The 13735-nt window shown below is 43.3% G+C and carries 11 protein-coding genes; 7 read left to right on the forward strand and 4 right to left on the reverse strand.

Annotated elements, in window-relative coordinates:
- The 3 genes from Q5H80_RS10170 (at position 1) to asnB (ending at position 4789) form a co-directional block, all read left to right on the forward strand.
- Positions 1-1215 (forward strand): ROK family protein, encoded by a 1215-nt coding sequence (locus Q5H80_RS10170; RefSeq protein WP_009847335.1) that lies wholly within the window; start codon positions 1-3, stop codon positions 1213-1215.
- 83 nt (positions 1216-1298) lie between these two features.
- A complete protein-coding gene (locus tag Q5H80_RS10175; RefSeq protein WP_304564663.1) occupies positions 1299-2885 on the forward strand; it encodes a cation:proton antiporter family protein in 1587 nt (528 codons plus the stop codon).
- A 233-nt stretch (positions 2886-3118) separates the two neighbouring features.
- A complete protein-coding gene (gene asnB / locus Q5H80_RS10180) occupies positions 3119-4789 on the forward strand; it encodes an asparagine synthase B (protein WP_012604542.1) in 1671 nt (556 codons plus the stop codon).
- Between the two features lie 82 nt (positions 4790-4871).
- Here the strand turns inward: asnB and rfaH are convergent, their stop codons facing one another.
- The gene (rfaH, locus tag Q5H80_RS10185; protein WP_012604543.1) at positions 4872-5378 is read right to left on the reverse strand and encodes a transcription/translation regulatory transformer protein RfaH; all 507 of its coding nucleotides are present in this window, start codon (positions 5376-5378) and stop codon (positions 4872-4874) included.
- Positions 5379-5878: 500 nt separating this feature from the next.
- On the opposite strand from rfaH, the gene Q5H80_RS10190 reads away from it, so the two are divergent.
- Positions 5879-7264, forward strand: a complete 1386-nt coding sequence (locus Q5H80_RS10190; RefSeq protein WP_012604544.1) for a peptide MFS transporter — start codon at positions 5879-5881, stop codon at positions 7262-7264.
- 106 nt (positions 7265-7370) lie between these two features.
- On the opposite strand, the gene hemH is transcribed toward Q5H80_RS10190, so the two are convergent.
- The 3 genes from hemH to htpG all read right to left on the reverse strand — a co-directional run bounded on the left by hemH (position 7371) and on the right by htpG (position 11547).
- Complete coding sequence (gene hemH / locus Q5H80_RS10195) at positions 7371-8333, reverse strand: ferrochelatase (RefSeq protein WP_304564664.1); 963 nt, start codon at positions 8331-8333, stop codon at positions 7371-7373.
- A 276-nt stretch (positions 8334-8609) separates the two neighbouring features.
- Positions 8610-9254 (reverse strand): adenylate kinase, encoded by a 645-nt coding sequence (gene adk / locus Q5H80_RS10200; RefSeq protein WP_009847341.1) that lies wholly within the window; start codon positions 9252-9254, stop codon positions 8610-8612.
- Between the two features lie 388 nt (positions 9255-9642).
- Entirely contained in the window at positions 9643-11547 is a 1905-nt protein-coding gene (gene htpG, locus Q5H80_RS10205; RefSeq protein WP_304564665.1) for a molecular chaperone HtpG, read from the reverse strand.
- 270 nt (positions 11548-11817) lie between these two features.
- Here htpG and Q5H80_RS10210 point away from each other — a divergent pair, with 270 nt between their 5' ends.
- The 3 genes from Q5H80_RS10210 to Q5H80_RS10220 all read left to right on the forward strand — a co-directional run bounded on the left by Q5H80_RS10210 (position 11818) and on the right by Q5H80_RS10220 (position 13701).
- On the forward strand, positions 11818-12729 hold the full coding sequence (locus Q5H80_RS10210) for a transcriptional regulator (protein ID WP_304564666.1): 912 nt from the start codon (positions 11818-11820) through the stop codon (positions 12727-12729).
- A 1-nt stretch (position 12730) separates the two neighbouring features.
- On the forward strand, positions 12731-13246 hold the full coding sequence (locus Q5H80_RS10215; RefSeq protein WP_304564667.1) for a regulatory protein ToxS: 516 nt from the start codon (positions 12731-12733) through the stop codon (positions 13244-13246).
- A gap of 143 nt (positions 13247-13389) precedes the next feature.
- Positions 13390-13701 (forward strand): SelT/SelW/SelH family protein, encoded by a 312-nt coding sequence (locus Q5H80_RS10220; protein WP_304564668.1) that lies wholly within the window; start codon positions 13390-13392, stop codon positions 13699-13701.
- The last annotated feature ends 34 nt before the right edge of the window (positions 13702-13735 follow it).

Below are 13735 nucleotides of genomic sequence, written 5' to 3' on the forward strand. Positions count from 1 at the left end.
ATGAATGGCGGACAAATAGGTAACGTAGACTTAGTTAAACAACTAAACAGTGCGGCGGTATACCGACTAATAGACCAGCAAGGGCCTATCAGTCGTATACAAGTGGCTGATGTAAGCCAACTCGCACCGGCAAGTGTTACAAAAATTACCCGCCAACTTTTGGAGCGCGGCCTCATTAAAGAGGTTGCGCAACAAGCGTCTACTGGCGGTAGACGCGCGATCTCCCTAACCACAGAAGTCGACCCTTTTCATTCTGTTGCTGTACGCTTAGGTAGAGACTATATTCAAATAAGCCTTCATGACCTTGGCGGTCGTGAGTTGGCTTTCCAACAACAAGACCTAGATTATTCAGACCAATCAGACCTTACACAAGGCTTGGTCAATAACCTCAAGGCTTTCATTGCTGAGCATCAGCCAAAGATCGACCAACTGATTGCCATTGGTGTCACCCTTCCAGGCTTGGTTAACCCAACAACCGGTGTTGTTGAGTACATGCCAAATACGGACATCGATAACCTCGCATTGAGCGACATTATTCGCGATACTTTCCATGTGGCTTGTTTTGTTGGTAATGACGTTAGAGGAATGGCGCTTGCTGAGCACTACTTCGGTGCAAGTAAAGATAGTCAAGATTCTATTTTGGTCAGTGTGCACCGTGGTACGGGTGCTGGTATTATCGTTAATGGCCAGGTTTTCTTAGGCCATAACCGTAACGTGGGTGAAATTGGTCATATCCAAATTGATCCGCTAGGAGAACAGTGCCAGTGTGGTAACTTCGGTTGTCTTGAAACCGTAGCGGCAAACCCTGCCATTGTTGATCGAGTACAGAAGCTCATTAAGCAAGGCTATGAATCTTCTTTAACGGAACTTGAACATATTACGATTCAAGATGTTTGTGACCACGCAATCAATGGCGATGAACTCGCGAAACAAAGCTTAGTTCGAGTAGGAAACCAGTTAGGTAAGGCTATCGCGATGACGATTAACCTGTTTAACCCTCAGAAAGTTATCATTGCTGGTGATATTACGAAGGCACAAGAGATTGTTTTCCCTGCAATTAAGCGCAATGTAGAGAATCAGTCGTTAACGACTTTCCATAGCGGCCTGCCTATTGTAGCATCACAGATCGATAAACATCCTACGATGGGAGCCTTTGCCATGATTAAGCGTGCCATGCTCAACGGTGTGTTACTGCAAAAGCTTCTTGAAGACTAAAGAAAACAATTCTGATTTTCCGCGGGCCGTGTTTGTATAAACACGGCCCGTTTTTTTAAGCTAGGGAACTACAACAACAAGTTATGGAACTTATATTAATATCCACTGCGTTTATCGCAGGATTTATTGCTTTAAAATGTCACCTTCCCCCATTAGTTGGTTTTTTGGTCGCGGGTTTCGGGCTTTATGCCCTTGGTTTTGAAACCAATGACACCATCATTATTTTGGCTGACCTTGGTGTCACCCTTCTCTTATTTACTATTGGCTTAAAGCTGGACATCAAAACCCTACTCTCTAAAGAGATCTGGGCTGGCGCAACAATCCACAATCTTTTATCCACTCTGTTTTTTGCAGCCGCTCTATTTGGTTTTAAGTTCCTAGGTATTTCATCTCTAGCAGCCATGTCAATAGAACAGATCGTTCTACTCGGTTTTGCTCTTTCATTTTCTAGTACTGTATTCGCGGTCAAGTCTCTGCAAGAGAAAGGGGAAATGAATGCTACCTATGGCACACTAGCGATTGGCATTCTGGTCATGCAAGATATCTTTGCTGTCGTATTCTTGACTGCATCAACAGGCAAAATTCCAGAGTGGTATGCTATCGCACTGTTCGCTTTGCCTTTCTTTCGCCCATTGTTCTACAAAGTCCTCGATTGGGTTGGGCACGGTGAAATGTTGGTGCTCTTCGGCATCTTCTTCGCATTAGTTGTTGGCGCTGGTTTGTTCCAGTTTGTGGGGGTAAAACCAGACTTAGGTGCCCTTATCCTAGGTATGCTGTTAGCCGGTCACCCAAAAGCTTCAGAGCTATCGAAGTCGCTGTTTAACCTCAAAGAGCTTTTCCTCGTCTGCTTCTTCTTGAATATTGGCTTGTCAGAACAGCCAACTATTCAGGGTTTTATGCTTGCAGTCTTGTTCTTATTGTTACTGCCAGTGAAAGGCGTCCTGTACTTCTTGGTACTAAACCGATTCAAGTTCCGTGTTCGAACCTCCCTACTCACTTCTTTGTCTCTGTTTAACTACAGCGAATTTGGTCTCATCGTCGGTGGCCTTGCTTTTAAGATGGGCTGGATGTCTGGCGACATCTTGGTGGCAGTGGCGATTGCCGTTTCATTGTCGTTCTTAATCGCTGCACCTCTCAACAAAGCGGGTCACAAACTTTATCAACAATCAGGTCGCTGGTTAAAAGAGCACGCTGCTGAGAAGCTCCACCAACGTGACAAACGAATTGACCCAGGTCGGGCTCAGGTACTTATTCTTGGTATGGGACGCATTGGTACTGGTGCCTACGACGAATTACGTTCACGCTACGGCAAAGTAAGTTTAGGTGTCGAAGTTCGTGAAGACGCGGCACATAACCACAGAAGCCATGGCAGAAACGTTATTTCTGGTGACGCAACTGACCCGGATTTCTGGGAACGAATCTTAGACACAGCAAACGTAAAACTGGTGATCTTGGCTATGCCTCACCACCAAGGTAATCAAACCGCCTTAGAACAATTAAAATCACGAAACTTTAAAGGTCAAATAGCGGCAATTGCCGAATATCCAGATCAGCTCGAAACACTGAAAGAGAATGGCGTCGATGCGGCATTTAACATTTACAGCGAAGCTGGCAGCGGTTTTGCCCGACATGTTTGTGAACAATTGAATCCGAACATCAATAAAATTTAATATTCAACATGTTCCATTCAACCTCTCAGAATTGCGTTTTTTTGCACTTTTGAGAGGTTTTTGTTCAAAAAGCCAACCGCAATTAGACATCACTCACCAAAATCACCTTAAAATTAGATATTTTCTAACATAAACCCCTTTATATTATTTTTTTGCTCACATTCGGTTGCTTTTTTTAGCCAGAATGGCAAATTGAATGCAGTTGATTTAGAAATTATTTAAAAGGAAGTTCTATGTGTTCAGTATTTGGCATTCTCGACATTAAAAGTGATGCCGCAGCACTTCGCCCTATTGCTTTAGAAATGTCTAAAAAGCTTCGTCACCGTGGCCCAGACTGGTCTGGTATCTATGCCGGTGAAAAAGCTATCCTTGCTCACGAGCGTCTCGCTATCGTCGGCCTAAACAGTGGTGCTCAACCACTATACAGCCAAGACAAAAAGCACATTCTTGCAGTTAATGGCGAAATCTATAACCACAAAGAACTTCGCGCTCGCTATGAAGATAAATACCAGTTCCAAACTGACTCTGATTGTGAAGTCATTCTTGCGCTTTACCAAGAGATGGGGGCCGACCTTTTAGAAGAACTTAACGGTATTTTCGCTTTCGTTTTATATGACGAAGAGAAAGACGAATACCTAGTTGGCCGCGACCATATTGGCATCATCCCGCTTTACCAAGGCTACGATGAGCACGGCAACTATTACGTAGCTTCAGAGATGAAAGCACTTGTTCCAGTTTGTAAGACGATCAGTGAGTTCCCTCCTGGTAGCTTCTACTCTTCGAAAGATGCAGAACCTCAACGCTACTACATCCGCGATTGGAACGAATACGCAGCCGTTCAAGGTAACAGCACAAGCAAAGAAGAGCTAACTGAAGCGCTAGAAGCTGCTGTTAAGCGTCAACTAATGACTGACGTTCCTTACGGTGTACTTCTATCTGGTGGCCTTGATTCATCAATCACTTCTGCAGTCGCTAAGCGTTTTGCAGCAATGCGTATCGAAGATGACGAGCAATCAGAAGCTTGGTGGCCGCAACTGCACTCATTTGCTGTTGGTCTAGAAAACGCGCCGGATCTTATCGCGGCTCGTGAAGTTGCGGACAAAATCGGCACTGTGCACCACGAGATGACGTACACCATTCAGGAAGGCTTAGATGCCATCCGTGATGTTATCTACCACATTGAAACTTACGATGTAACGACCATCCGCGCATCGACGCCAATGTACTTGCTTGCTCGTAAGATCAAGGCAATGGGTATCAAAATGGTACTTTCTGGCGAAGGTGCTGATGAAATCTTTGGTGGCTACCTGTACTTCCATAAAGCGCCAAACGCAAAAGAGTTCCACGAAGAGACAGTACGTAAACTTCTTGCTCTAAGCATGTTTGACTGTGCTCGTGCAAACAAATCACTTGCAGCATGGGGAGTCGAAGGTCGTGTACCATTCTTGGATAAAGAGTTCATCGATGTGGCTATGCGTTTAAACCCTGAAGACAAAATGTGCGGTAACGGTAAAATGGAGAAACACATCCTACGTGAGTGTTTTGAAGACTACCTGCCAGATTCAATCGCATGGCGCCAAAAAGAGCAGTTCTCTGATGGTGTTGGCTACGACTGGATTGACACATTGAAAGCAACGGCTGAAGAAAAAGTAACGGATCAACAAATGGAAGCTGCTCAGTTCCGTTTCCCTTACAACACACCAACAACCAAAGAAGGTTATGCTTACCGTGAAATCTTTGAGGAGCTATTCCCTCTAGAATCGGCGGCAGAGTGTGTACCTGGCGGCCCTTCAGTTGCCTGTTCATCAGCGAAAGCGATCGAGTGGGATGAGTCATTCAAAAACTGTGTAGACCCATCAGGCCGTGCGGTACAAGCCGTTCACAACGACGCCTACAACGCTTAAGCGTTTGAAAAATAAAATACTAAAAAAGGCGCATTATGCGCCTTTTTGTTTTAAGCCTAGTTTTTACTTTTTAATATTTCACTTATACGTGAGCTTGTAGTGCTTCGTTTTCAATACTGATCGGAACCACTTGACTGATCATTTTTACGAGCATAATGGATCGAGCTTCGCCATCTTTCTGATGGTAAATAGCTTCAACACCCGCAAACTGGCCACTATTAATTTTGACAACTTGCCCTGTCTCAAATTCAACACAGCAATCTTCAACTTCGCTACTGCAACACTTCTCGAACTCTTTTAGCTCAAAAACCAAATCACCTTGGACTTCATACGGCCTTGCACCGAACTTAATAAAGTCGACAACACCACGAGTTGAACGAACGGTAGTAAAGCTTGGGCCTTGCTCATAATCAAAACGGACAAAGATATATGATGGGAACAGCGGTTCTTGGACCAGCTTCTCTTTCCCTCTCACTACCTTTTCGACTTCTATTTGAGGGTAAAAGCACTCTACCCCCTGATTTTCTAGGTGCTGTTGAGCGCGTTTTTGATCACCACGCTTACAGTAAAGTAAATACCAACGTTTCATTTAACTAGCCATTTATATTTTTAGATATTTTACCACAGCCTAAAACAGTTTAATCGCCGTTAATAAATGATTTCTGATAAGCGAGAAATGACGCGTCACAGACAAACTTATCAACCAAAAAGTCATAGGCAAAAAATTTGGTCAGTCATTGTACAAGGAACATTTAGAAATCAAAAGACTCATTGCTGTAAGCATATGTATATCGCAGATAGTATGAATAACATTCCCTATAAGATCATAATGATAGACTAGGCCAATAAATCTAAACATTTTTATTGGGTAGGGTTTAAAAAAAGGTTACTAACCAACCAGGTCAAATATGGAAAGTTAGTTTGCAGCACAAACAGAATGGGCCACATTAAAAGTAAATATATTTAATATCAACACCTTAGTAAAACTAAGTTATCGTGACCACAAAATACGCCTATTGCAGACTTTTACCCTACTGTGTATACATGAATGACTATAAAATCTTTTAATACCTAAAATTAGTAAAACTTATGCCAAGCAATCACAACATCTTTGGCCACCCTAGAGGCCTATTTTTATTATTTAGCACAGAGCTATGGGAACGTTTCTCCTACTACGCGATGCGTGCCATCCTTGTTTTATTTTTGACTGACACGACCCTCAACGGTGGGCTTGGTTGGTCAACGAAAGACGCACTTGATCTCTACGGTATTTACACTGGCTTAGTCTACATCACGCCATTGATCGGGGGCTGGATTGCCGATAACTACTTAGGGCAACGTAAATCGATACTGGTTGGCGGTGTATTAATGGCACTCGGCCAATTTACACTCGCTCTTCCTAACGGCGCTATTGGCTTAGACCAAGTAAATGCTCTTTATCTAGGTTTAGCACTACTTATCAGTGGTAACGGTATGTTTAAGCCAAACATCTCGACCATGGTTGGCGACCTATACCAAGAAGGTGATAACCGCCGTGACGGTGCATTCACCATTTTCTACATGGGCATCAACTTAGGTGCATTATTAGGTGGCTTGATTTCAGGCGCTGCTGTCGACTCTTTCGGCTGGAAAGCAGGTTTCTTAGCCGCTGGTATTGGTATGGTTATTAGCTTAATCATGCAAATGACAATGGCTCAATCTTGGTTAGGTAACATTGGTTCAGTGCCAGCAGCTGCGCGAGCAAAAGCACTGAACAAATCTAAAGAAAAAACGCCACTCACCAAAGAAGAGTTCGATCGATTAAAAGTTATTCTGGTTATGGGTCTATTCGTCATAGTTTTCTGGGCGGGCTTTGAACAAGCTGGCGGCCTGATGAATATCTATACTCAGCAATATACTGACCGCATGATTGGTGGCTTTGAAGTCCCAGCGGCGTGGTTCCAATCTCTGAACCCATTCTTCATCATTACACTTGCTCCAATTATTGCCGCGTTTTGGGTGAAGTTGGGTAAGCGTGAACCCAACTCTCCTGTTAAGTTTGCAATGGCATTGTTCTTCTTAGCACTTGGCTTTGTGTGCATGATGGGCGCGGTAATGGAGCAAGGCGGCGACCTAACAGTGAAAACATCAATGCTGTGGCTAGTCGGTGCTTTCTTCTTCCATACCCTTGGCGAGCTTTGTCTATCTCCTATTGGCCTGTCGTTGGTCACTAAGTTAGCTCCGCTTCGTCTCGCATCGCTAATGATGGGTGCATGGTTTGGCTTCAATGCTGTCGCAAACTACGTAGCTGGTCTTGTGGGTTCTCACGTTGGTGAGCTTGGCGCAATGTCTATCTTCGGTGGTATCGCAATTACAGCGACAATAAGTGGCGTCTTACTACTTCTTTGTGCTGGCAAGCTTGTATCATGGATGCATGGCGTAGAAAGCAACATGATGCTTGAAGCAGAGCCAAAAGCAGAAACTTCGGTTGCTTAATATCTAGATCGATTTCAAGAAGAAACATCCAGTTCAAAAAGGGCTGCTCAATGAGCAGCCCTTTTGTTATTTTTAGATATGCATGACAGTTTGGGCGAAGTCGTATTTAACGATACAGCGCCACTAACTCCGCCATCATATCGATGTGCGAGTCTCTGTCGTTAAGACACATAATATAACTAAAGTCTGAGCCACCAGCGTCAATAAAGGTCTCTTTACACTGATCAGAAATCTCTTCTAACGTTTCTAAACAATCCACAGAAAATGCAGGCGCCATAATATCGATTTTTTTGATGCCTTTGCTCGGCAATGATTCAAGTGTGTCGTCAGTGTATGGCTTCAACCACTCTTCTCGACCAAATCGAGATTGGTATGTCATGGTGATATCGTCCGCTGATAAGCCTAACTCAGCAGCAAGGAGCTTTGTTGTCGCTTCACAATGCTGTGGGTAGATGTCGCCTTCATCAGCCAATCGCTTCGGAATACCGTGGAAAGAACAAACTAAATGATCGGCTCTGCCATTTTTATCCCAATGGCTACGCACGCTTTCAGCCAATGCTTTTGTGTAGCTTGGGTGCGCGTAGTAGTCGCGAATAAAGCGATAGCTCGGAATCACTGGCATCTGCTTAAAGGCTTTGGTTAATCCATCAGATACGGCCGCTGTGGTCGTGCCTGAGTATTGAGGATATAAAGGCAATACGATGATGTCTTCAACGCCCTGCTCCATTAATTGCTCAACGCCCGTTTTAAGGCTTGGGTTGCCATAGGTCATACCTAGCGCTACGGGCATCTGTAATTTTTTCTGGAGCTTTTCGGCTTGTCTTTGAGAGTACACAAGCAGTGGTGAGCCTTCATCCATCCAAACGGATTGATAAAGTTTGGCTACTTTAGGGGAGCGAACCGGTAAAATCACCCCATGTAAGATAGGGAACCAAAGCCAGCGAGTTAAGCTGACTACTCTCTTGTCGTGTAAGAATTCACTCAAAAATCGACGAACGCCAGCTGGGGTCGCCGAGTCTGGGGTTCCTAAGTTCACCAGTAAAACGCCCTGCTTTTTATTATTTTTCATAGATACCTGAGACCAATATGTGATTTTCTGGAACGTAATATACTAATCTACATAAGTTTAAGATCATTGTTGTGCCACTAAATTTAAGAATAATCGTTCTTAACCTAGGTGATCACAACATCACATTGATCGTTAGCCGCGCGAATCTAAGCCGCACCACGGAAACAGTGCACAATCGAGTTTATCTAGATTGGTATATGACTAAAAATTGAAACAAAAAAAGCGACCTTAAGGTCGCTTCCAATATATCAAATTCTAAAACTGGCTGTTAGCCAATTATGCTAGTGCTTTCTCAAGTTCTGCACTAACTTCAGCAACTTGCTTAGTTCCATCAAATTTAAGGTACTTAGTGTTGCCTGCTTCTGCTTCCTTACCGTAGTAAGAGATAAGCGGAGCTGTTTGATCGTGGTATACGCCTAGACGTGCACGAACTGTTTCTTCTTTGTCGTCATCACGAACCACTAGCTCTTCGCCAGTGATGTCATCTTTACCTTCTTCTTTAGGCGGGTTGTACACATTGTGGTATGTACGGCCAGAAGGAAGGTGAGCACGACGACCAGCCATACGCTCAACAATCACATCGTCAGCTACGTCGAATTCAACAACGTAGTCTACTGCGATACCCATTTCTTTTAGGCCATCAGCTTGAGGGATTGTGCGTGGGAAACCGTCTAGTAGGAAACCTTTCTCACAGTCATCTTGAGCGATACGCTCTTTGATAAGACCAAGGATAATTTCATCAGAAACTAGCTGACCAGCGTCGATTACTGATTTTGCTTGCTTACCAAGCTCAGTACCCGCTTTGATAGCAGCACGTAGCATGTCACCAGTTGAAATTTGAGGGATACCAAATTTGTTCATGATGAAGTTAGCTTGAGTACCTTTACCCGCGCCAGGAGCACCTAGAAGAATGATGCGCATGTTTAATCCTCTTATAAAAATTATGATTTATACCGAAGCTCACTATCCCGCCTTTCTGGTTTAATTTAGGTCAAACAAGAGAGGTTAGGTAACAACTGAGGCTAAGCACAACTGTAAACAGAAGCAAAACGGTAAGTTTCGGTATAACGTTTAAAAATCATACAACTGGAGATGATAGGTTCATAATACCAGCTGATTAGGTCGAGCATTCTATCACATTAATATTCAATTTTGCTTAAATTAAGACTAAAGAATGTATCGACAGCGTTTGTGTTCGTCTAGTTAGTAATTTTAGCGACATTTCGATGAAGTTAAGCGACGTTCACAAAAAAAGCCCGCATTAGCGAGCTTTTATTTATAATTATGAGCTTAGCCCAAAGTCGAAAGACTAACGTTTTGTCAGTAGTTCGTTGATTGCACCTAAGAATTGTGACGGATCTTCCATTGAGCCCTTTTCAGCCAGCATAGCTTGACCAAGTAGTAGCTCAACCCAACGACCAAACGCTTGTTCGTCCGCTTCATCTGCCATCTGTTTAACTAGCGCATGCTCAGGGTTAATCTCAAAGATGTACTTAACTTCAGGAGCAGCTTGACCTGCAGCTTCAAGAAGTTTAGCCATTTGAGTGCCCATCTCGAAATCATCGGTAACAACAACAGCAGGCGTAGTTGCTAACTTGAATGTCGTGCGAACCTCTTTAACACGAGCACCTAGGTAAGATTGAGTGCGCTCAACTACAGATTTGAACTCTTCTTCTGTCTCTTTTTGCTTCTCTTTCTCTTCTTCACCTTCAAACTTGCTTAGGTCTAAGCCCGCTTTAGTGATCGATTGGAACTGTTTACCGTCGAAGTCAGTCAGGTAATTCATTACGTACTCATCAATACGATCGTACATTAGGACCACTTCGATACCTTTTGCTTTGAACTGCTCCAAGTGTGGGCTGTTCTTAGCGGCAGCGTAACTATCTGCTGTTAGGTAATAGATCTTGTCTTGGCCTTCTTTCATGCGTTCAACGTAAGATGCTAGGCGGATAGTTTGTTCAGCAGAATCCACTTCCGTTGATGAGAAGCGAAGCAAACCAGCGATTTTTTCTTTGTTCGCCATGTCTTCCGCTGGACCTTCTTTCAGTACAAGGCCAAACTCTTTCCAAAATTCTAGGTACTTGTCGTTGTCATTCTTCGCCATGCGCTCAAGCATAGTCAGCACACGCTTGGTACATGCGCCACGAAGAGACTGAGTAACCTTGTTGTCTTGTAGAATTTCACGAGACACGTTCAGTGGCAGATCGTTTGAGTCAATCAAACCACGAACGAAACGCATATAAGATGGCATGAACTGCTCTGCGTCATCCATAATAAACACACGTTGCACGTATAGTTTCAAGCCGCTCTTATGATCACGGTTCATCATATCCCAAGGTGCTTTCGCAGGAATATAAAGCAGACTTGTGTAGTCGTTCTTACCTTCAACTTTGTTGTGACTCCAGGTTAGTGGATCAGCAAAATCGTGAGATACGTGCTTGTAAAACTCTTGGTACTCTTCTTTCTCAATATCAGACTTGTTACGAGTCCAAAGCGCTTGAGCCTTGTTAATCTGTTCCCAATGCTTCTCTTCGGTGTCTTTACCTTCGTCATCTTTCACCGCTGTGAAGATAGAGACAGGGATACCAATGTGATCAGAATACTTACCAATCACTTCACGTAGACGCCACTCATTTAAGAACTCTTTGCCGTCTTCACGCATATGAAGAATGATGTCTGTACCACGAGATTCTTTCGTGATGTCTTCGATAGTGTAATCACCTTCACCCGCAGAGTGCCATTGCACGGCTTGGTCATTAGCAAGTCCAGCAGCTCGAGTGCGAACAGTCACTGCGTCTGCAACGATAAATGCAGAATAGAAACCCACACCAAATTGACCAATCAATTGAGAATCTTTGCTTTGGTCTTCAGACAACTTTGAGAAAAAGTCTGCGGTGCCTGACTTAGCAATAGTACCTAAATGCTCAATAACGTTGTCGCGGCTCATACCGATGCCATTATCAGAGATCGTTAAAGTATTCGCTTCAGCGTTAAACGAAAGTTTTACACCTAAATCAGCATCGCCTTGGTAAAGGTCGCCATTTGATAGCGCTTGGAAACGAAGCTTATCAGCCGCGTCAGATGCGTTAGAGATCAGCTCACGTAGAAAGATTTCTTTATTTGAATACAGTGAGTGAATCATTAGATGAAGTAGTTGTTTTACTTCAGATTGAAAGCCACGAGTCTCTTTATTTTGCGTTGCCGTTTCGCTCATTTTTACTCCAAAACATCTATACTTTATGTTGAATAATCATAGGGGCGTTACACATTATGCCACTCTTCTGTTCATTAACATGAGGATGACAAATGTAAATTCAAGGTCAAAAAGCATAAAAACACTGTTTTTTTGATCTGTTTTTATTATCCTTGAGTGTTATAAATATAAAAGAACATAAAAGAAGCCATGATTTGGTGAAGAATTAACAGAACTTCACCTGAGATTTGTCTATTTCGCACCCCAAATCATCCAAAATAGAAGAGTTCAATGAGCAATATCGGCACAAAGTTTATTCTCGCACAGCGGTTCGTATTTGACCCAAATAGCAACTCACTTGTTGATCAGATGAGCGACGGTGAAGTCGTACGCCTTGGCAGCAATGAAAGCCGCATTCTCCTGATGCTGTCAGAAAGACCCAATGAAGTTATCACTCGTAACGAATTACACGAATATGTTTGGCGAGACCAAGGCTTTGAGGTGGACGACTCTAGCTTAACGCAAGCGGTATCGACACTCAGAAAAATGCTCAAAGACTCAACCAAATCTCCAGCATTCGTAAAGACTGTTCCTAAACGCGGTTACCAATTTATCGCGACGGTTGAACGCTCAGCACCACTGTCATCAAATGATCAGCCAGTAACAACTGAAATTTCAGAAAGTGACGTAGAGCCGATCTTAACGTTTGCTAATACCACATTAGCTGACGAGGTCATCACTGAAACTATCGACCCAGAGCCGATTGCAAAGGCTCAAGAGCCCCATGTCGAATCGGAACCGGTGACCAATCAGGCTGAACCTAAAACTGAAAGCCCTAATAAATGGTTAGCGTTTGGAATACTGCTTGTCGCTTTCATCATGCCAGTACTCGTTTTAACGTTAACGAACCCAGCAGAGTCAGAGTTTCGAACATTAGCAGAGGTTAATGGTGTCAAAGTTCAAACACCAATTAACCACCCGAGTCTGACTAGTTGGCTACCAGCGATAGAGAAATGTGTATTGCGTTACAACACTAACCACACAGGCATGCTAAAGCCAACTGAAGTGATTGCAACAGGGGGGCAAGGTAACAATCTAGCTCTAAACTATATTCACCCTCAAGATTACTCGAGCGAGAATATAACTCTAAGAATTTACGCAAACCAGTCGGATGTAAACGACATTTGTAACGGTGGTCAGTAACATGAAATTAAAAGTATCCATTATTTTACTGGTTATCTCTGCTTTCTTTAGCGGTTGGTTGTACTGGGGTAGCGATGCAAAAGTAGAGCGCTTGCTGACACAACACGAATGGCAATCGAAAATGGTCACGCTGATTAGCGATATCAAGCAAGAGGATTCAATCGGACCACTGCGCAAAGTTGAATTGTCATCGAATGCGAAATACCTGCCAAATGGTACGTATCTGAGAATGGCTGTGGTTAAATTGTATGGCACTCAGACTGCACCCGCAAACGTCATCAATATTTCCGAAACCGGTCAGTGGGATATTAACGATAATTACTTACTGATCTCACCAACGGAGTTTAAAGATGTCACTTCTGCTGAGCGACAAGACTTTTCGGAAGAGCAACTCGAACTGATCACTCAAGTGATTAAAATGGATGCAGAACAAAGCCGACGCATTGATATTATTAATCAGAAGGCACTGCTGCTCACTAGCCTAAATCATGGCTCTAGAGTATTGTTCTCAAACTAAAGCTGGCTCAAACTAAAACTCGACAGTTATTTAATATCAAAAACTTTATATCATTAAACAATATACCAATAGAAAGGGGCATGATGCCCCTTTTTTATTAACTGTTGACATCAAACTACTGTATAGAATTTTCAAGGATACCTATGAATGCAGAACCAAACTCGGTAGGTACATCAATCTCCAAAGCGACCATCGCAATACACTATTGCCGTCAATGCAATTGGATGCTTCGTTCTAGTTGGTTATGCCAAGAGTTACTGCATACTTTCAGTGAAGAGATAGAGCAAGTGAGTTTACACCCAGATACCGGAGGTCGATTTGAGGTTTTTTGTAATGGAATACAGATTTGGGAAAGAAAAGCGGACGGCGGTTTTCCTGAGGCTAAAGTTCTGAAGCAAAGAGTACGAAACATCATTGCTCCAGACAGAGACCTCGGCCACGTGGACTCAAAGTAAGCCTTTGCACAGAAGTCAGCAATTCTGTTCCGCC

The organism is Vibrio sp. SNU_ST1, assembly GCF_030563405.1.
In the GTDB taxonomy this organism is placed as follows: domain Bacteria; phylum Pseudomonadota; class Gammaproteobacteria; order Enterobacterales; family Vibrionaceae; genus Vibrio.

Bases quoted from the DNA above. Each gene is read 5' to 3' on its own strand.
- Q5H80_RS10175 (WP_304564663.1), top strand. From the start codon at position 1,299: ATGGAACTTATATTAATATCCACTGCGTTTATCGCAGGATTTATTGCT.
- Q5H80_RS10190 (WP_012604544.1), top strand. From the start codon at position 5,879: ATGCCAAGCAATCACAACATCTTTGGCCACCCTAGAGGCCTATTTTTA.
- Q5H80_RS10210 (WP_304564666.1), top strand. From the start codon at position 11,818: ATGAGCAATATCGGCACAAAGTTTATTCTCGCACAGCGGTTCGTATTT.
- Q5H80_RS10215 (WP_304564667.1), top strand. From the start codon at position 12,731: ATGAAATTAAAAGTATCCATTATTTTACTGGTTATCTCTGCTTTCTTT.
- adk (WP_009847341.1), bottom strand. From the start codon at position 9,254: ATGCGCATCATTCTTCTAGGTGCTCCTGGCGCGGGTAAAGGTACTCAA.
- rfaH (WP_012604543.1), bottom strand. From the start codon at position 5,378: ATGAAACGTTGGTATTTACTTTACTGTAAGCGTGGTGATCAAAAACGC.
- hemH (WP_304564664.1), bottom strand. From the start codon at position 8,333: ATGAAAAATAATAAAAAGCAGGGCGTTTTACTGGTGAACTTAGGAACC.
- Q5H80_RS10220 (WP_304564668.1), top strand. From the start codon at position 13,390: ATGAATGCAGAACCAAACTCGGTAGGTACATCAATCTCCAAAGCGACC.
- Q5H80_RS10170 (WP_009847335.1), top strand. From the start codon at position 1: ATGAATGGCGGACAAATAGGTAACGTAGACTTAGTTAAACAACTAAAC.
- asnB (WP_012604542.1), top strand. From the start codon at position 3,119: ATGTGTTCAGTATTTGGCATTCTCGACATTAAAAGTGATGCCGCAGCA.
- htpG (WP_304564665.1), bottom strand. From the start codon at position 11,547: ATGAGCGAAACGGCAACGCAAAATAAAGAGACTCGTGGCTTTCAATCT.